Raw genomic sequence first — 18,479 nt, forward strand, 5'->3', positions numbered from 1 at the left:
AATAAAGCGTTCCCAATATTCAGTCAATAGATAATATTTTTACTTTTCGCTCAAATATACGAGGATCCCTTCCCGCCACACTCCTCATTACTAACCAGTCTAATTATGCCACCCCCAAATCCATGGGTTCCTTTGAAAAATATATCGCACGCAGCTTCTTTTTCTGGATGACACGCTTTCTGCGTACGAAATACGAGCACGTGGAGATCGTGTTTATTGCCCACCATACGGAAGCGAAGGTGGTCCCAGAGGAGGAATTCTTCACCAAGGGAGAGAGCGGCGGAACCATATGTTCCTCGGCCTATCAGCTCGCAGTGGATTTGATCGATCGCTCCTATCCATCATCGCGCTTTAACATTTATCCTTTCCATTTCTCCGACGGCGACAACCTGACCTCCGACAATGAACGGTGCGTGAAGCTGATCCACGAGCTGATCAAACGCTGCAATCTGTTCGGCTACGGCGAAGTAAACCAATACAACCGCAGCAGCACTCTGATGTCCGCTTACCGCAACCTGCACGATCCGAAGTTTGTTCATTATGTCATTCGCGAAAAGGGCGAGGTCTATAAAGCGCTCAAAACCTTTTTCCCCAAAGGGATCGAAGGGAAGGTGGCCAGATGAACGCCGATGACATCAAGCAGCTTGAATATGCCATAGCCGAAATTACGGAGATCGCCAAAGGCTTTGGTCTGGATTTTTATCCGATGCGTTACGAGATTTGTCCAGCCGATATTATTTATACCTTTGGAGCTTACGGGATGCCGACCCGTTACAGCCATTGGAGTTTTGGAAAAACCTTTCATAAAATGAAAATGCAGTATGATTTCGGGCTCAGCAAAATATATGAGCTCGTGATTAATTCCGATCCGTGTTACGCCTTCCTGCTCGACGGCAATTCATTAATCCAAAACAAGCTGATCGTGGCGCATGTGCTGGCGCACTGCGACTTTTTCAAAAACAACGTCCGTTTCTCCAAAACCAACCGCAACATGGTCGAGAGTATGTCCGCAACCGCGGAGCGTATCCGTCAATACGAGATCGAGTATGGCATGGATGAGGTGGAAAAGTTTATTGATGCCGTATTGGCCATTCAAGAGCACGTGGATCCGCTGCTTGTCAAACCGTACCATCGGCAGCGCGAGGAACGTGACCCCAAACTCATCACCATGAAAGAGCCTGTGCAACGTCAGTTCGGATACGAGGATCTGTGGGATTTGGACAAACGCGGCAAGTCTGAAGCCGAGAAGCCTCAGGAAAAAACAAAATTTCCTCCGGTCCGGCAAAAGGACGTCATGCTCTTCATCGAAGAGCATGCGCCGTATATGAAGGACTGGCAGCGCGACATTATGACGATGCTGCGCGACGAAATGCTCTATTTCTGGCCGCAGCTTGAAACCAAGATCATGAACGAAGGCTGGGCGTCGTACTGGCATCAGCGCATCCTGCGCGAGCTCGATCTGACCGAAGATGAAACGATCGAATACGCCAAGCTCAATTCGTCGGTCGTCATTCCGTCGCGGCACAGCTTGAATCCATATTATCTGGGGCTGAAAATTTTTGAAGATATCGAGAAGCGCTGGGAAAATCCTTCCAAAGAGGAGCGCGAACGCTTCGGTCGCAAAGGCGGCGAAGGCCGGCAAAAAATATTCGAGGTCCGGGAATTTGACTCCGACATCTCATTTGTCCGCAACTACATGACCAAGAAGCTGTGTGATGAGCTGGACCTGTACGTGTTTGAGAAAAAAGGGCCGGAATGGAGAATCACCGATAAATCATGGGAAAACGTGCGCGATCAGCTGGTCTATTCCCGTGTGAACGGCGGCTTCCCTTACATTGCCGTGGAGAACGGCGACTACGAACGTAACGGCGAGCTCTATCTGAAGCACATGTATGAAGGGATGGAGCTGGACTTGAAGTATGTGGAGCGCACCATGCCTTATATCCATCGGCTCTGGGGAAAAACCGTACATCTGGAAAGCGTAATCGAATCAAAGCCCGTGCTGTTTACCTATGACGGCAGGAAGCATAACCGGAAGTTTCTGTGAATACCGAAGCCGCGGCACCATGAACCGCACCCCAATGATTAGACACGGTCTAACCATTAGGGTGCATTTTTTTATGGGGTGCTTTTATGGGGAAGAGAAGCAGCACATATGTTTTCTCGCATCAACTAACGGGAAAAGCTCACTCTAAGCTATCTTCCAGGAGGTTCGTGTCAGACTTAACTGGAATTTCCCCCTGTAATTCAGCTTGTTACCTATGCAGCAAACGTTTTTCAAAAGCTTAACATGGGTTTTCCCGCAAAAGGTTCCCACAGCCTGCATAGGGGCAATAGGAGCAGGAGCTTTTCCAGTTCATCCGTTGTTTATTCTGTTTTCTTTCGGGTACTGTAACTATGCGGCTCCGACGGCGACTCTATATCGAGTAACTTGTGCGATTCATTAGTTTATAGTTACTTTCTCCCTTGTCGCCAAACAAAGAAAATCATCATGCCTATTCCTGCAATTCCAATCATTGCAACCCAAACATAGGGATCTGCACGGTAGAGTTCACCTTCAAGATTAACATGTTTCGTCGGTACTTCTCCTTCACCCAAGATCGCTAGATCCTCTTGGGCTTGAACTAATCCATTCGTCCGGTTACAAATTATGGTTGTCAGAAGCTCTTTGTCTCCATACATGGCAGACGGGTGGGCATACACTAAATATTCCTTGCCTTCTTCAAAATGAAAACCGCAGTCCCCTCCACCGAGTCCCGTGTGAATAATGGCTTGAGATTCAGGTCCGCCTTTCCATATACGGCCTACTTCGAATAGTGCGGCTTTCGTCAACCTTCCGTTCAGGCTTTTTTGTTCCTTCACTTCAAGGACACGACCGGCAAAAACCGCTTCGGAACGACTGAATTCCGCTTCGACCGTTTGGGGTTGAGCACATGAACAAGCATAGACAGTGGAAGGTATGAAAAGGAACGGCATGATACTTAAAACAAAACTAGTCAGCAAAATCGATCGCCTTATTTTTCTCATTATAGATCCCCCTTCTAACTCCGTTAACATAAACAACTCAATATCAAAACGAGCCAACGTTTCCATATGTTGCAAGTTCATGCCAATCGGAAGATGAGGAAGTTCCAGCCGTTTCGAATTTTTCAGTACGCTGCAGCTTTTTTATGCTTAAAAGAGTTTCTAAACATTAGGAAATAAACAGGTAACACAAAATGACCATCTTCCTCAGAAAATGGTCATTTTTCTATTCCAATGATCAAATGTGATTTCACGCCACGGAAACGCATGGCCGACCAATCGGCCGTCAATCGCAATCAGGCGCACGCCATCGAAGCCTAGATCTGTAATCGGCTGCCAGCCCTCATCCCTTGAAATATCCGCCTTGTATTTTCTTCGCCGTTTTCTTGGGGTATGCGAGCCACCTCAGCCCGCCCGGCTCACCCTGTTTCGCTGCCTCAGGCGCTATAGCCATCACGTCTTCAGGTGGTTTCAGAACCAGCAGGCGTTGTTGATTTTTGCAGTTCATAGGCGTTTATTTTCCGGATCACTTCGACGCTATAGGGTCAGCTCGGGTTGGATTCGAGCTTTCCCATGGCTTCTTCCACCAGCTGATCGAACAGCTCGTCGTCTTCCTCAAGGATTTCCTCCAGCGAAAGAATCTCCTCTTCGGGACCCGAAACATTGGCAAAATTCAAGCTGTACATCCAGTCTTTGGCTTTCTTGCTGTGAAAAGTAATTTCATATGGAGCCTGATGCCCCTCACACGTAAATTGTACATGCCCGACATACCCGTCCTCTTTGCTGTACGTCATGTCGGATTTAACGATATCGATGTTCATCCCGTTTGATCCTCCTTCTTCCTATGAGCCGAAAGCTCTTGGTTCAGCCCTGTCCCCACAGTATATCATAACCGGCCGGCATCTGTGCTGCCGGCTGGAATCCGATTGTTAAACGTCACGCTGAAGCTCGCGAGCCACCTTGACAAACTTATAGCCTACCCCATGCACATTAATGATGTACTGGGGGTTGGAAGGATCCGGCTCAATCTTTTTGCGGAGATTGCTCACATGTACTATAATCGTCCGGGTATCGTTAAAGCATTCCTGCTCCCATATTTCCCGAAACAAATACTCATGACTCAACGCCTGCTCCGGACGGCAGGCCAGAAAGCACAGCAGATCAAATTCCTTGCGCGATAAAGCCACCTCCTGCCCATCCACCTTCACCACACGGCTGTGGATGTCGATGTGGAGCGATCCGATATGCAGCTGGGAGGGCTTGCGCTGCTCCGGGCCTTCGGATGCCATATGCGGTCTGCGCAGGTTGGCCCGTACCCGGGCAACCAGTTCATTGGGGCTGAAGGGCTTTGTAATGTAATCGTCGCCCCCTGCGTCCAGCCCCTTAATTTTGTCCGCATCGTCCTTCTTGCAGCTCAAAAACAAGATCGGCATACTTGAGATATTCCGAATTTCACCGCACACCTCAAACCCGCTTCGGTCAGGAAGCAGCACGTCAAGAATAATGAGATCCGGCTTCTCTTCTGCGGCCAAAAAGAGCGCACTCTCTCCATTTTCCGTGCAAACCACGCGATAGTTGTTTTTCTCCAAATACAATCGGATGACGTTCCTGATCTCGATGTCATCTTCAACGACCATGATGGTTTGAACTGTCATTCCTTATTGCCCCCCAGTCCATGTTTTCAAAATGCCTCTGAATCGATATTGGCGTAAGTCGAAGGACCGGCTGTTACTCCTGCGTTTGGGCCAAAGGTATGGAAAAGCAGATGGCCGCACCCTTCTGATGATCTGATCTCTCTACCCAGATCCGTCCGCCGTGAACCTCCACGATTTCTTTAGCAATCGATAATCCGAGCCCTGTACCTCCGTTCTTGGCATTGCGCGATTTATTGTTGGTGTAGAACCGGTCGAACACATAGGGTAAGTCTTCCGGATGGATTCCGCTGCCGCTGTCACGGATTCGGCACAGCATGTCTTGTCCGTCATCGACCAGCTCCACCCCGATCGAGCCGCCTTCAGGCGTAAACTTTATGGCATTATGGATCAAATTCCCGAACACCTGATGCAGCCGCTCCACATCTACCTCAACCGTAGAGAACTTCCCCTGTTCAACAGCTTCCCCTTTCATATCAAACGAATAATGAAGCCCTGCTTTTCTGACATCCAGTTCATATCTTGTATAAAGCCGTTTCATCAAAAGATGCGTCCGCATCCTCTGCATTTTAAAGACGGCCTGTCTTGCTTCCAATTGGGAGAGGTGAAACAAGTCCTCAATCAGCCTGTCCATCCCGATCACCTTGCTGTGGATAATGTGAAGATAATGGTTTTTCTGCTCTTCCGTATCCACTATGCCATCCATAATCGCTTCCAAATAGCCTTGAATGGTAGTCAGCGGCGTTCCAAGATCGTGTGATACATTGCTGAGCAAATGACTCCGGGAATTCTCCAAACGGGAGAGCTCTTCATTTTTCCGTTTTAACGCTTCATTCGCTTGTTCAAGAGCGAAGGTGCGTGATTTGATAATATCATGCAGTCCGTTGTTCAAATCGGTGAGTGCGGCCGAGAGCCTTTCCTCGTTCTTATATGCCCGGGACAGCTTGATCGACAACAGCAGCGATTGGGAAAAAACGAAGATGAGCAGGCCGTATCCGGACATTTGGTCTGTCGTACGTACAAGCTCATGCGCGTAGAGCATGTCATTGACAATCGTCAAGGAAAAAATGGAGCACGCTGCAAGAACAATGCCGCTGCCTTCCCGCTTATGCATGAAAGCGAGCGTAATGAGGCTCATGAAATAAACAATGCAAGCGGCGACAAACAATTGCAATACGATCAGCATGGGAGTGAATACCGTCGCGGGTGTGACAGCGACAAATAAAGAATAGATCAGCATGGATGCGCATAACACGAAATCGGCCTTCCGGGAGCTTTCGCACGGGTACAGCTTCGAGAAAAATAGCACGAATAAAGGTACGCCCAAGGAAACGGTCAAGTACTCCAATTTCAGCATAAGCAGCCAATTGAAATCGGGAAATACTTTGGTCAAGACCGTTTCTCCGAGCAATGCCGCCCGTAAGCTGACCATCAGGCAGAACAACCCGAAGTACAGCATCGACTGCTCTCGGCTTCTTACGGCAAACACTCCCATATGATAAAGCCCCATAATCAGCAGACTGCCGATCAGCAGCGTATCGAATCCGACGCACAGCTCTTTGGAGCGAGTGACCGTCTCGATCGTTCCTAATTTCATCGGTTTAAGAACTCCGCCTCTTTGATGGAAAAAATTAGAGACTTGAAGCACCAGATCCAATTGGGAATCCCGTACGTTCGCTACAGCGATTTGCGTGATATACTGAGGCTTGGAATTCTGCTTCGATGACCCGACGATACCCGCCGCCGCAACTTCTTGTCCGTTCGCCCACAGCCTGTAAGAGGTATTGATCCTCGGAATCCAAAGCATAAGCTTGTCATCCGTCAGCTCCGGCAGAAGGACCCTGAGCCTATATGTGACCGTGCCTTCGCTCGAGAGCAGCCGGTCTCCCATCATCATATGATTCCAAGCGCCGGGAAGCGAAAAATACTGCAGGGCTTGCGGCTCTGAATTTCCCGCAAACGCTTCAGGAGGGAGCAGCCGGTTCCAATAAAATTCCCACTCTCCGTTCAGGGACACAGCTTCATCCTTCCAATCCCAGCTTTGCAAATCCAGGAGACCTTGTTTGGCAACGGTGTCTTGAGAGATGGAGGAGATGAGCCGGCTTCCCTCCGAGAAGAGAACCATGACTAGAATAAGCAGCATTAAGAAGAACGCGGTTAATCGGGGAAACATACTTTCGCTGAACATGCCCTTCATTTCTCTTTCCCGGGACTGATGACGCATTCGGCGTGATTCAGACCGAATTCAAGCCCGCCTCGTAGTAAAGAAAGCCCTTTTTGTGCAGTCTAAAAGATTTCCAGCTGCCGTTCTTAATATGTAACAATAGGGTTAACTGTTAATTCGCTTAATTCGTCCAAAATCCTTCCTCTCTATAGCAAAACAAAGCCCCCGCAGCAAGGTCAAAGTAAACCCATGCTTGCGAGGGCTCAGGAGGAACAGCAGCCTTCACTTTAAACGCGCAGCGTTCCAATCCGTACGATAGAAACGTATGCATACCACGATGGCAAACAAGCCCAGAAACAGGTAAAGAGAAATCCACGCCCCTGTGCTTCCAAGCCCTGCCATAAACGTTAATGCATACGCCAACGGGATAAACACCAGCCAGTTGAGAGCGAGCGAGACGCGGACGAGAAACGAAGTATCGCCCAACCCGCGCAAGGCCCCGGAATACACATTAAGCAGACCGTCAAACAGCTGCAGGAATGCCGAAATCATAATCAGCTTGCCGGCAAGCGTGTAAACGGCCGGCTCACTCGAATACAGACGAGCCGCCGGCTCGGGAAAAACAAATTCCACAACTCCCAATAAGAGCAGAAACAGACTGCCAAGCACGGCGACATCCGTGCCAAGCCGCCTGGCGAGGTAAGGCTTGCCGCGGCCGATTTCCTGTCCTACCAGAATAGTCGCGGTCGCACCGAAGGCAAAGGCCGGCATATATCCCAAGGCCATCACGTTAAGGGCGATCTCATTGGCGGCTAAAGCCTCCGTCCCCAAGCTTGTGACAAACATCGTAAATATAAACATAGCTCCGCTCATGGCGAGCTCCTGCACGCCAAGCTTCGCGCTTTCGCCTGTAATCAGGCGGAACTCCGACGAATCTACGGCTATTCGGCGGCGGGTGCCATAGCGGCGATGAAGACGAAAGAAGTATACATACGCACTGCCGATGAGACCGAGTGCTTCACCGATCAACACCGCAATACCCGCTCCCGACAATCCCAGCTCGGGAAAGCCCAGATTGCCGTAAGTCAATGTGTAAGTAAAAAAGATCATAGCCACGTTGGCTGTAATTGTCATGAGCATCGGCGTCCGAGTATCCCCGATGCCGCGGAAAAAGCCGTGGAACACGAAGCTGATGGTAAAGCAGGCGATGGCAAACATCCGGTATTTCAAATAGTCGGACCCGGCCGCGACAAGCTCCGCGGAGCCGCCCATCAGCTTCAGGATCAATGCCGGCAGCAGCCAGCCCGTCATCACGACAAGCAGCGCTACAGCCGTGCCGACGTAAAGAGCGATATACGTTCTCCTCACCGCCCGCTCCATCTGCCCGGCTCCGTAGTTTTGCGCCACTAAATAATTGACCGAATAGCCAAATCCGGAGCAGAGCGCCCAGGCATTGTATGCAATGATATTCGAAACGCCGACAATCGCAATGACCAATGCGCCCATCGGACCCACCATGATTAAATTAATCGTACTTGTGAGCGTACCGGATGCGAAAGAGACGATAGAAGGAAGCGCCAGCCCGAGAATCAGCTTCCAATGCTTGGTAAATTCAACCAGCCTTTTGTTCATGATTGCAGATCCCGAATCCTTTCATAGTATAAAGACATGATACTATTGTGACCGAAATCAAGTCTGCAAACAAGCGGAAGCGTTCCAGGATTTCCTTCCCCCCTGCAACGGACCGAAAAGGAGGGACGAACCCGAACCCTTTGAGCATAATTACGATGGAAAGGGGCATACCCGGATGGATAACGAACTGCAATCAATTATAAAAGAGATGGAGTCGATCGAAAGACGCTATTCCCATATACACAGCAGCTTTGACCGGCTTGAGCAAAAACTGTCCCGCATCGAGAAGAAGGTAGGTTTGTTAGAGCATCGCACTATCGCGATTGCCCTGCCGGCCCCGATGAGCCAGCCTATCCGAATGGTTTAACGGCCTTGATGCGAATTCTGCGGTAATCCGCTATCCATTGCTTCCCGTCAAACAGCTTCGGCCTCAAGACGGCTTCGCACCGGAGGCAGACTTCTTCTTTCTCCGCTTCGGATAATCCGGCAAAAAAAGTGCCCGCGAAAGCAGCAAACCAATGGCGCAGTCCCCGTTCTCCGTCATCGAGCGGCGTAGGACGGTCGTACAGCTCCGCATAGCCAACGTCAAACCCCTGCTTTTCCAATAGAGAGGCGTACTCGCCGATGCCGGGAAAATACCAAGGGTACCGTTTCTCAACCGGAATGCCACAGCTCCCTATGGCTGCGGTTAAGGCTTGAACGATGGCGCCTACATTCCCGAAGCCGCCGAACTCGGCAGCAAACCGCCCTCCCGGCCGCAGAGACAGCCACACCGATTCAGCCGCTTTCTCCGGCTGAAGCATCCAGTGCAGCGCCGCATTGGAAAATACGGCATCGTACGGAACATCACTTTCCTTCAAGCGGAACGTCTCCCCGTCCGCTTCTTCAAAGCGCAGCCCCGGATATTTTCCCTTCGCTTTAACGATCATCTCCTTCGAACGGTCCAAACCGGTAACGACGGCACCGCTCAGGCTGATCTGATGTGTCAGGTCACCCGTCCCGCAGCCCAAATCCAGTATGCGTTCCCCCGGCTTCGGCTCGAGCAGACCGACCAGGCTCTGACCTAACCGGGACACAAACCCGATCCGCCGGTCATAATGTTCAGCGTCCCACCGCTGCTGCGTTTCATTCTCCTTCATGTTATCAGCTCCTTTGGTTCTCATTATCCAGGATCGCTGCTTATTAATCCAATATATAAGTTCAATTAATTCTATTGTTTATAACTATAATTTAACCGTGAGAGCAAAATGACCTTACGCCAATTCACTGCTTTAAATTTACAAATTTCATCATTGCTTCTATTGCTTATTTACTTACTATTTTAGGAAGCGATATAATAGAGTATCTTTCAAAGGCCATGGTAATAGCAACAATATCTTGCCTTATATCCTTATATCGTGCTTTGTTTCTATCCAAGCATCCATGATATAATGTACCGTATGCGACAGGTAGGTGATTTCAAACCATGCAAAAAATTCCAGTCATACGCAACAAAAAAAGCTCTGACATCAGCCTCATCTCTTCCGATGACATTGTGAAGATTGAGTGCATTCGGAATAAAGAAATTATTATTCATACGATATCCGATACCTATTACTGGGCCGCTTCACTGGAAGCATTTGAAGAACTGCTTTACGAGGACGGGTTTCGTTTAATTGACCAGATGAATCTGGTGAATATGAACCATGTAAGTGAATATCTGCCCCGCAAGGGAAGCGTCACCCTGCGCTCCGACAATACCAATCGTTACAAGACCGCTTCGGCTGCATGGATTCACGGAAATCACATCACCAACATCATGAGCCTGATCCTCAAGATGAAAGAGCTTGATCGCGGCATGACTCAAAGCAACGAAGAAGACGATATCTTTGAAACGATTCTCGCTCAGGAGGAAGATCACCGGTTTGCCCGTTCCTATGCCATGATCAAAGCGCTTTATGATAAGAAAAAGGCGGAAATTTCTCTAGAGGAAAGCGAATTGCGATATAAATCGTTGTTCGAGCATAACCCCGATCCTATCATCTCTTTCAATTTGAACGGCTTGATCACCAGCGTCAATCCAGCCATGCACGAGGTTTCCGGATATACGGAGAAGGAGCTGCTGCAAAAGGCAATCCATCCATTCATTCCTCAGGATCACGCTGCCCGGTGGGAACAATATTTCAAGGAAACGCTCAACGGCTCCACTCCGCATTATGAGATTTCGTTCCACAGCAAGGACGGGAAGCCGATCGAGCTCAGCGTCTTGAATTTCCCTATCTTCGTAGGCAAGCAAATTGCAGGGGTCTATATGATCGGACAAGACATCAGCGAGCGCAAACGCGCGGAAGAGATGATTATCCGCTCCGAGAAGCTATCCGTTGTCGGTCAATTGGCCGCAGGCGTGGCCCATGAGATACGCAACCCGCTCACTTCACTTAAAGGCTTTGTGCAGCTGATGCAAACCAAAGTCAGCGGCTACGATCACTATTTCAGCATTATGCTGGAGGAACTCGACCGAATCAATTTTATCGTCAGCGAATTTTTGGTTATTGCCAAGCCTCAATCGGTTCAGTTTCAACCCAAAGATCCGGAAACCATCCTTCAAAGTACGATCCTGCTGCTCAGCTCTCAAGCCATCATACATAACGTAGAGATTATGGTTCATGCCGATCCGGACCTTCCAAAAATCAACTGTGATGAAAATCAAATCAAGCAAGTATTTATCAATATATTGAACAACTCCATTGATTCGATGTCAGAAGGCGGAGAAATTCACATCGATTTGACCATGACCGATGACGGAAAGCTTCTTATCCGGTTTACAGATCAAGGCTGCGGCATCCCACAGGATCGGATCGCGCGATTAGGAGAGCCGTTCTACACTACCAAGGAAAAAGGTACGGGACTCGGCCTTATGGTCACCTTCAAGATCATTGAAAATCATGCGGGCAAAATGAAAATAACCAGCGAGCTAGGTAAAGGAACGACGGTGGAAATTTTCATGCCTGCCCTCCAAGCGGCCCTTCTTCCAGGGGAAGAGTCCGAGCCTAAAACAAGCTCATTCAACTGAGCTTTACATGCCTAAACAGCCTCCCGGGTCCGATCGGAAACGGGAGGCTGTTTGGTTTGTTTAACGGTTCAGCAGGCTGCCGACATAGCGCAGCAGCTCGTTGGCCGAGGCTGTCGTATAGCCGTGCTCTTCCACCAGACGCTTAATCACTTCATTGATGCGCTTTAACTGGTTCTCATCCGGTGTTTTCGTAGATGTCGTAATTTTGACGATATCCTTCAGGTCGGTAAACAGCTTCTTTTCAATCGCCTCGCGCAGACGCTCGTGACTGCTGTAATCAAACCGTTTGCCTTTGCGCGAGTAGGAAGACATACGGATCAAAATTTCCTCCCGGAACGCTTTTTTCGCATTCTCCGAAATCCCGATCTGCTCTTCAATGGAACGCATCAGCCTTTCGTCGGGATCCATCTCTTCTCCGGTTAGCGGGTCCTTGATTTTCGTCCAATTGCAATACGCTTCTATGTTGTCCAGATAGTTGTTGAACAGCGTTTTGGCCGACTCGTCGAAGGAGTAAACGAACGCCTTCTGCACCTCTTTTTTAGCCAGCTCGTCGTATTCCTTGCGTGCGATCGAGATAAAGTTAAGGTACCTCTCCCGCTCCTCCTTCGTAATGGAAGGATGCTGGTCGAGCCCATCCTTCAGCGCACGAAGCACATCCAGCGCATTGATAAACTCCAGATCATGACGGATCAGCGCACTGGATATCCGGTTGATGACGTAGCGCGGATCGATGCCGGTCATGCCTTCTTCCAAATATTCGTTCTGCATCTCCTTAAGATCCGCATCCTTGTAGCCCTCTACCTCCTCGCCGTCGTACATCCGCATCTTTTTTACGAGATCCATGCCCTGCTTTTTGGATTCCTTAAGGCGGGTGAGAATGGAGAAGATCGCCGCCGCGCGGAAGGAATGGGGCGCGATGTGAATATGCTTCATGTCGCTTTGCTTAATCAGCTTGCCATAAATCTTCTCCTCCTCCGATACCTTCAGATTGTAAGGAATCGGCATCACGATCATCCGCGACTGCAGCGCTTCGTTCTTTTTGTTGGAGATGAACGACTTATACTCGGATTCATTCGTATGGGCAACGATGAGCTCATTAGTTATATACTGTTAACACTAAAACTATATGAGTTAAGGGAGGCTGTTTATACATGAGTATGTTGAATGCAAATCGCAAAACCAAGGTCCAAACTCCTTCGGTCGGATCGGTAGCTGGAGCGCTCGTTACTCTTAGAGAAATAATCAAGGAAGAGCATGGGATTGACGTAGATATAAAAATAAACATTCACGGCTGGCCTTCAACACCCAGACTTGCAACATTGGCGATAAAAGATATGACAAACGGAGCTGAAGGATGGAAAACCGAAGTTAGATCAGTCCCTAACGCCTACATTGGCAAAGACGGGAATCGTACATTGACGTTTTTTTGTGTATCAGGACTAGGAATAAATAAGGGATTAGAGGTTACGATTTATAAGACAGATGGCGAAAAGGTACGGCGCCCAACTTCCATACCTAAGCCAACAAAAAAGCACAGTAATGTTACTCGCGCAATATTTTCAATTCGTTCGCTCATTCGAGACCTTTATGGGGTAGACGCAGGTGTGAATATACAAGCCAAGGTAGAAGTATCGAAGTACACGTTCATCCCCAGTATAAACCCTCACGTTTCTAAAGAAGCTGCAGTAAGGTTTCTTTCGTCAGTAGCGGAAGGGACGGATTGGAAACATGGAGATACGCAGCATCGGTATTCAGAATCCTATGGAAGTCACTGTCTTCAGTTGTTGGGTAATCAGACGGAAATTGAAATACGGTTTCCTTTAGATCCAGAGGAACGGAAAGTATCCGAAAGTGAATAAAGAAAAAGCCGCTACGCAGATGTAGCGGCTTCATTATTTTCTGGCGGGTTCTCATCTTTCTTATGCTTCCTCTGCTCCGTTCTTATGGCGATCTCGGCGATCGTTCGATGCAAATCAGTCATGTCTTCTGCAGTGGTGCTTTTTTCAGGTAGTATGATTCCGATTCTGCTGTTCTTTCCTTCGATCCATAAGGCGACTTTCTTTTCAATTCCGTCGTATTCGTTACAACCCATGCAACCCCCTCCAATGTTGTGAGTAGTCTTATTGTATTTTTGAAGTTAATTTTTCATGACCTATTCAATCTTCGTTTATCGGTTCGCGCTCGATTACATTAATTACTCTGCCGATGTAGTAATAACCCGGTAGTCTTAAAATGTCGCCTTCATTCAGATACTTGCAGCTTCCCTTGCTTCCTCATATGAGCAATCTTCTTCCTGACAACTGATGTAGTGCGGCCTAGCTCCAATCCGATCTGTCCCTGAGAGCACTTGTCTTTGAGCATCCTGACTATCGTCGCCTCCTCTTCCTGGGACCATGTCTTGAGCTTCTTGATCAGTGGGGGTAAGGACGGCGTTTTAATCAAGGCATCAATAGTATCGATAGCCAGCTGCCGCGCCGCATTTGCGCAAAGTGTGATTTCTACCTCTCCAGAGACATCACGGTACTCGATCCCGGTAGCGCATTTCTCTTTACATTGGCAGACCTTGCGCCTACCTAATGCGATGTACGTGGGCGTGAGCATTTACGAGCCACCTTCGCTTTTTTCTTCTTCCCATTATTCTTTGGCTGCTTCCGCAGCAGGGGGATCGTGAAGACCTCGCCGATCACGCGGCCTTTATCGTCGCAAATGATCTCCCAAGGAACGTCTTGAAAATACGGGTCAATTCTTAAATGTTTCTCCCTTTGGCCGCCATTTTTCGTTTTCCGTGGGGAACACTTGGAAATGTCGCGGCCTTTGAGGCTTCCCATCCGTACCTGTTGATCCTTTGATAGAAAGTGTTCGCAGATATTCCGTTCAATTCCGCTATTATTTTCCATTCGCTTCCCGCCTTTTGAATAGGAATTGTTGCTGCTTCTTCCTTCGACCATTTCAATTTTGAAACGCGCTTATTAAAGGTTGCTTCACTTATCCCATTCGACCGAGCTAGTTCGAGGTATTCATTGTTGCTTTTTCTGATAGGAGTATTGATCGCTCTTTGCTTGCTCCAACCATACATCCGAATACGTTGATTTAAGGTCTTAGCAGATACGCCATTATTGGCCGCTTGCTCATATTCAGTCGGTGTAATATAGTGCTCAAAATTGACTGATTCCCTCATCTTTGCCTCTGTACACCTCCAGCGCCTTATGCGCTATAAAGTAGGCCTTTGCCCCATCGGTATAAGCTTCTGAGTTTTTGCAGACTTCCTTCACGGCTTCCAGCGCCTTCTTTAACCGATCGATTTCTTGATGTGCGGATTGGAGTCGCCCAAGCAATTCCTTTTCCCGCTCAATTCCTTCTTCACCGTATCCTTTCCAATAGTCCCGTTCCTCCCGCAGCTTCCGGTTTTCTTCGATCAAAAACAGTCGATTTCCGTTCAGTCTTTGGTTTTCCTCACGTTCGCTTTCCAGCATCATGTTGAGTCCAAACATTTCGTTGTTCAATTCCTGACTGATTTCTGAAACACGTTCCAGTTCGGAGAGGAGGAAACGGAGCCATTTTTCAGATTCGTCTTTGAACACAGCATCGATGAATACTTTCATTTCGATTCCTCCTCTTTTTCAACTAGCTCCGGATACCCGACAAACTTCATCCAAGCCGTTTCAATCAAGCTCAGCACTGCTGCCGCAGCTAATGCCAAGCAAACCCACATCACAACGCCGTATGCCAGCCATACACCCGTTACGAGCACCGCTGATGCCCATATACCGGTGCACCAGTGACAGATAAGCACTTTGCCGATAAATCGCCGCGCCGCCCCTCCCTGCAAAGAGTAGAACCCAACAACCTTTTCATCTCCATCGATGTGAAGGAACCTTTTCACGAACAGGCCACGAACTGGTTCGGTGATTTTATCGAACACCAGCAGGTGGGTGAGGCGATACGCGGCCAAGCTGATAATGATGAAGTCCGTCATGTTTAAATGGCTCATCACATCGACACCTCTTTCATACGGAAATGCAGCCGACCGCCTTCTATCTTTGTCTCGCACCACTCATGTTCAAATTCCCGTAACGCTTTTGATAAGCTGGGCTTAGGAACCGCGTAATGCGTTTCGCAGTGGTCCAAAATCTCTTTGATCGTCACCCATCGATCATTTTTGTTAGTCCGAACCGCCCATGAGTTAAGAAAATCCTTCACCCGATCGATCGTAATCTTGTAAGGCGTAACGTACCCACCGCCGGCATGCCCGCCTGGTAGTTCTTTATGTTGCGGAACAAGCGAATTGCGTATGTGGTCATTTACACGGCGGTTGAATCGCGCTCGGCTCCGTGCTCCGACTTCTGAGAAACGGCCACAATCCCTTACTTCTAGCAAACCAATCCCTTCCCGCTGCAAGAAAATGTTTGCGTATCCGTGCATCTTTCTGTGACGGCTCTGCGGCACTGCAACATAGACGTAATTCGCAAACGGCTTCCAGCGTACCGCTTGGGCGATCAAATCAAGCGAAAGCGTGAGTTTCATTTCCACCACGGTTACCGCGGGTCCGGATACGGCCACAATATCAGCCCGGCCTCCGGTATATCTGGATTCGACTTCTGCGAAAACATCGTATCCACGTTCTTCAAGCCATTGCTTTAGCGGCGGGAACAGGTCCGTTTCTTTCAATCGGCTTCATCTCCTCCTCAAACAGCTCATCCCACTCCGGGAACGGCGGCAGCTTGGCATCAAACTTCTTTTCCAACTGCTTCGGCGTGTACCCGATGAACCAGAGGGTTTCCCGGGCCTTCTCAACCGTGTACTCCACGATCATCCGGTACCCCTTATCGTTCGGGCGCCACTTCTTTACCTTTTCTACGTCTACCGGCTCGCTGGTCCGGTACATTTCGTTGTACATTTCGTGCTCTGCCAACTTCTGCAGATAGAGCTGAAGCTTTGCATCGTCGAACTTGAATTCTTTCTGGATAAAGGGAAGCAGCACTGTTTCAAACAGCTTGTCATAAACAAATGTCACGACGAAATCCACAGCATCCATCCGCTTCTTAGCTTTCCGTTCCTCCATACGCTGCCGCTTCTTACGCTCCAGAAGCTTCTGCTGCCTGTTCTTGCCCATAGAAACAACCTGCCTTTCCCATGGTATAAGCAGGGGCCCCGGAGAGCCCCCATTAATACTTCCAATCACGTGAGAGCACGCCCATTAGCTTCAGCGTATCGGTTATCGCAGCTACGCCTGCATTCAGCTTTCTTTGAAACGTCGACTTGCTCATAAAAGTGAATTTCAAAGCGATCATGAACTTATGGCCTTCGATATAGCGATAATGTACGGCCTTGACTGATTCTTCATCCCTTATCAACCGATGAGCACGATCAATGCTTGTTACTGCGATTTTGTACTCGTTATAGATCCATTTGCGCTTTTGGTGATAGATCACTGCGTTGGAGGTTTTGTCCGCATATGTGTCTTGTTCCGATAAGCGTCGGGCCGTTTCACCCTCGATGTCTGTTTGGTACAGATCGTCTTCATACTCCTCAAAATCTTTAACAAACATCTTCATGTACACATACTTATCGAGAAGGAACAGTGCTCGCTCGACGTCTTGCTCCGTAATCGAAGGAAATAATTCCAGCTGCTCGGCCATGACCAGCTGTGCCTCCGATTTTTTTTCAGCTGCTATTTCCTCCACCCCCTACATCCCCCAGGATGTTCCGGGGGTGATAATTCATTGGGGAGCGGATTTCTCCGCCCCTACGTAACGTTTATTTACGTCATTGTTAATTTTCGTTACCTTATGGGCATGGGAAAGCAAGCTAGGATCAATAAGGCAAGTCTTCATCGTCCGGCATCTTCGGCGTATCGTCTGATTCTTCATGTTGTTCTTCGGTTTCCTCGGCAAGATCGTCTGATTCGCTGACCTCATCATTTTGTTCATCTTCTGGAGCATTGGCCTCTTCATCCTCTTCGCCGTCATCCGCCTGATCTACGACCTCTTCGTCCGCATCTGTACCTTCAACCTGATCAATGTCCATCTGACCCTCTTCATCTTCCGCCGCACCTGAAACCGACTCCACGATCCCGGAAGCATCCGTTTTAACCAATAATCCTTTGCGAGGCTCTTCGAAATAATCTGTAACCTCTGCTTGGGATGTTCCAAGAGCAATGAAAAATTCGTCCCGCGCTTTCAATGCCTTTAAAGAATCCAAGCTTACGTTTGACGGGATGACCAGTACGATTTCAGTACCCTTGCTGCTTGTAATTTTCTTCATTGAGGCGGTTGTTAAAATGGTATTTGTCATATTTGATCACGCATCCTTTAATTTATTTTTGGTATTCGGATTTCATGATGAAAATCATCATTCGTTTCGATTTCCAGAAGATTTTTGAGCATTTTGTTCGTAGTGCGACATAATTCACCTTTGGAAAGTTATATCCGAAGTTTTTACCTCTTGTAATTTCCCATTTAGCTTTACTAGCGCTATCGGGTAAGCGATCACTCCACCCGAATGCCCGCCTATCATTGGAGAAGGTTCTAGAACGCGTGAATATTGAAAAACTCCCATAAATTCAGCTTTCACCAAATCAGATTTTATTTTCACGAAACAATCTTTATCCAAGTGTTGCTCAACTCCTTTATTTCGCATAATCAGTCGGTTGTTCGAACTACGATACTATGCTTCTTCAACTTCTCCTGGGTACATCTCGCAAAACTTAACAGGATCAACCTTGATGATGCTTTTCGCTCGTTCAGGCGTTATTGCATTCATTTGTGGTACTCTCGTATTGGTTCCCACAACTTCAAACCACGCACCTTTCGTGGTCCTGTATAATTCGCACTCAACCCAGTCCTCAAGTTCACCAACCAAAATACTTGTTACAGTAACGATTCTTTTGAACTTTACGACCAGCTCGGACTTGTCGGTGTCATAGATTTTTCCGTCTATAATTCGTTTCAAATTC

The 18,479-nt window shown here is 48.3% G+C and carries 20 protein-coding genes and 2 pseudogenes; 5 read left to right on the plus strand and 17 right to left on the minus strand.

Translation table 11 applies throughout. From position 1 onward, the window contains the following. Nucleotides 1-110: 110 nt before the first annotated feature. Nucleotides 111-623: pseudogene (locus ACZYR9_RS15400) on the plus strand (DUF444 family protein); the annotation flags it as partial. Next, the gene (locus tag ACZYR9_RS15405) at nucleotides 620-2,047 is read left to right on the plus strand and encodes a SpoVR family protein (protein ID WP_488979377.1); all 1,428 of its coding nucleotides are present in this window, start codon (nucleotides 620-622) and stop codon (nucleotides 2,045-2,047) included. The pseudogene ACZYR9_RS15400 and the gene ACZYR9_RS15405, both read left to right, overlap by 4 nt. A gap of 407 nt (nucleotides 2,048-2,454) precedes the next feature. Here ACZYR9_RS15405 and ACZYR9_RS15410 read toward each other — a convergent pair whose 3' ends face one another. From ACZYR9_RS15410 to ACZYR9_RS15430, 5 genes are all read right to left on the minus strand, one after another. Beyond that, complete coding sequence (locus ACZYR9_RS15410) at nucleotides 2,455-3,027, minus strand: hypothetical protein (protein ID WP_488979378.1); 573 nt, start codon at nucleotides 3,025-3,027, stop codon at nucleotides 2,455-2,457. A gap of 542 nt (nucleotides 3,028-3,569) precedes the next feature. Next, entirely contained in the window at nucleotides 3,570-3,845 is a 276-nt protein-coding gene (locus tag ACZYR9_RS15415; RefSeq protein ID WP_488979379.1) for a hypothetical protein, read from the minus strand. Nucleotides 3,846-3,953: 108 nt separating this feature from the next. Beyond that, nucleotides 3,954-4,679: a response regulator transcription factor gene (locus ACZYR9_RS15420; protein WP_488979380.1), complete on the minus strand. Its 726-nt coding sequence runs from the start codon at nucleotides 4,677-4,679 to the stop codon at nucleotides 3,954-3,956. 73 nt (nucleotides 4,680-4,752) lie between these two features. Continuing rightward, entirely contained in the window at nucleotides 4,753-6,864 is a 2,112-nt protein-coding gene (locus ACZYR9_RS15425) for a sensor histidine kinase (protein WP_488979381.1), read from the minus strand. 258 nt (nucleotides 6,865-7,122) lie between these two features. Further along, on the minus strand, nucleotides 7,123-8,472 hold the full coding sequence (locus tag ACZYR9_RS15430; protein ID WP_488979382.1) for an MATE family efflux transporter: 1,350 nt from the start codon (nucleotides 8,470-8,472) through the stop codon (nucleotides 7,123-7,125). 175 nt (nucleotides 8,473-8,647) lie between these two features. Between ACZYR9_RS15430 and ACZYR9_RS15435 the strand changes: the two genes are divergently transcribed. Then, nucleotides 8,648-8,839: a hypothetical protein gene (locus ACZYR9_RS15435; RefSeq protein ID WP_488979383.1), complete on the plus strand. Its 192-nt coding sequence runs from the start codon at nucleotides 8,648-8,650 to the stop codon at nucleotides 8,837-8,839. Here the strand turns inward: ACZYR9_RS15435 and ACZYR9_RS15440 are convergent. Beyond that, entirely contained in the window at nucleotides 8,823-9,611 is a 789-nt protein-coding gene (locus ACZYR9_RS15440) for a class I SAM-dependent methyltransferase (protein WP_488979384.1), read from the minus strand. The two genes, ACZYR9_RS15435 and ACZYR9_RS15440, sit on opposite strands and share 17 nt — an antisense overlap. Before the next feature lie 326 nt (nucleotides 9,612-9,937). Between ACZYR9_RS15440 and ACZYR9_RS15445 the strand changes: the two genes are divergently transcribed. Further along, nucleotides 9,938-11,524, plus strand: a complete 1,587-nt coding sequence (locus tag ACZYR9_RS15445) for an ATP-binding protein (protein ID WP_488979385.1) — start codon at nucleotides 9,938-9,940, stop codon at nucleotides 11,522-11,524. A gap of 60 nt (nucleotides 11,525-11,584) precedes the next feature. On the opposite strand, the pseudogene ACZYR9_RS15450 reads toward ACZYR9_RS15445, so the two are convergent. After that, nucleotides 11,585-12,622: pseudogene (locus tag ACZYR9_RS15450) on the minus strand (protein prkA); the annotation flags it as partial. Between the two features lie 53 nt (nucleotides 12,623-12,675). Between ACZYR9_RS15450 and ACZYR9_RS15455 the strand changes: the two are divergent. Beyond that, nucleotides 12,676-13,383, plus strand: coding sequence for a hypothetical protein (locus tag ACZYR9_RS15455; protein ID WP_488979386.1), 708 nt, complete (start codon nucleotides 12,676-12,678; stop codon nucleotides 13,381-13,383). A gap of 11 nt (nucleotides 13,384-13,394) precedes the next feature. Here ACZYR9_RS15455 and ACZYR9_RS15460 read toward each other — a convergent pair whose 3' ends face one another. The 10 genes from ACZYR9_RS15460 to ACZYR9_RS15505 all read right to left on the minus strand — a co-directional run bounded on the left by ACZYR9_RS15460 (nucleotide 13,395) and on the right by ACZYR9_RS15505 (nucleotide 18,475). Then, nucleotides 13,395-13,616: a hypothetical protein gene (locus ACZYR9_RS15460; protein WP_488979387.1), complete on the minus strand. Its 222-nt coding sequence runs from the start codon at nucleotides 13,614-13,616 to the stop codon at nucleotides 13,395-13,397. 149 nt (nucleotides 13,617-13,765) lie between these two features. Further along, a complete protein-coding gene (locus ACZYR9_RS15465) occupies nucleotides 13,766-14,125 on the minus strand; it encodes a hypothetical protein (RefSeq protein WP_488979388.1) in 360 nt (119 codons plus the stop codon). A 145-nt stretch (nucleotides 14,126-14,270) separates the two neighbouring features. After that, the gene (locus ACZYR9_RS15470; RefSeq protein WP_488979389.1) at nucleotides 14,271-14,702 is read right to left on the minus strand and encodes a hypothetical protein; all 432 of its coding nucleotides are present in this window, start codon (nucleotides 14,700-14,702) and stop codon (nucleotides 14,271-14,273) included. Beyond that, nucleotides 14,680-15,126, minus strand: coding sequence for a hypothetical protein (locus ACZYR9_RS15475; RefSeq protein ID WP_488979390.1), 447 nt, complete (start codon nucleotides 15,124-15,126; stop codon nucleotides 14,680-14,682). The genes ACZYR9_RS15470 and ACZYR9_RS15475 overlap by 23 nt, the downstream gene beginning before the upstream one ends. Next, nucleotides 15,123-15,515, minus strand: coding sequence for a DUF1360 domain-containing protein (locus ACZYR9_RS15480; RefSeq protein WP_488979391.1), 393 nt, complete (start codon nucleotides 15,513-15,515; stop codon nucleotides 15,123-15,125). Before ACZYR9_RS15480 ends, ACZYR9_RS15475 begins: the two co-directional genes overlap by 4 nt. Next, nucleotides 15,515-16,192, minus strand: a complete 678-nt coding sequence (locus ACZYR9_RS15485; protein WP_488979392.1) for a hypothetical protein — start codon at nucleotides 16,190-16,192, stop codon at nucleotides 15,515-15,517. Before ACZYR9_RS15485 ends, ACZYR9_RS15480 begins: the two co-directional genes overlap by 1 nt. Beyond that, nucleotides 16,149-16,637 carry a hypothetical protein gene (locus ACZYR9_RS15490; RefSeq protein WP_488979393.1) on the minus strand — a complete coding sequence of 163 codons (489 nt, stop codon included), beginning with the start codon at nucleotides 16,635-16,637 and terminating at the stop codon, nucleotides 16,149-16,151. The genes ACZYR9_RS15485 and ACZYR9_RS15490 overlap by 44 nt, the downstream gene beginning before the upstream one ends. A 52-nt stretch (nucleotides 16,638-16,689) precedes the next feature. After that, nucleotides 16,690-17,208, minus strand: a complete 519-nt coding sequence (locus ACZYR9_RS15495) for a hypothetical protein (RefSeq protein WP_488979394.1) — start codon at nucleotides 17,206-17,208, stop codon at nucleotides 16,690-16,692. 130 nt (nucleotides 17,209-17,338) lie between these two features. Further along, on the minus strand, nucleotides 17,339-17,818 hold the full coding sequence (locus ACZYR9_RS15500) for a hypothetical protein (protein WP_488979395.1): 480 nt from the start codon (nucleotides 17,816-17,818) through the stop codon (nucleotides 17,339-17,341). A gap of 372 nt (nucleotides 17,819-18,190) precedes the next feature. Beyond that, on the minus strand, nucleotides 18,191-18,475 hold the full coding sequence (locus tag ACZYR9_RS15505) for a hypothetical protein (RefSeq protein WP_488979396.1): 285 nt from the start codon (nucleotides 18,473-18,475) through the stop codon (nucleotides 18,191-18,193). Nucleotides 18,476-18,479 lie beyond the last annotated feature (4 nt).

It is taken from the genome of Paenibacillus sp. F024, from assembly GCF_057814255.1.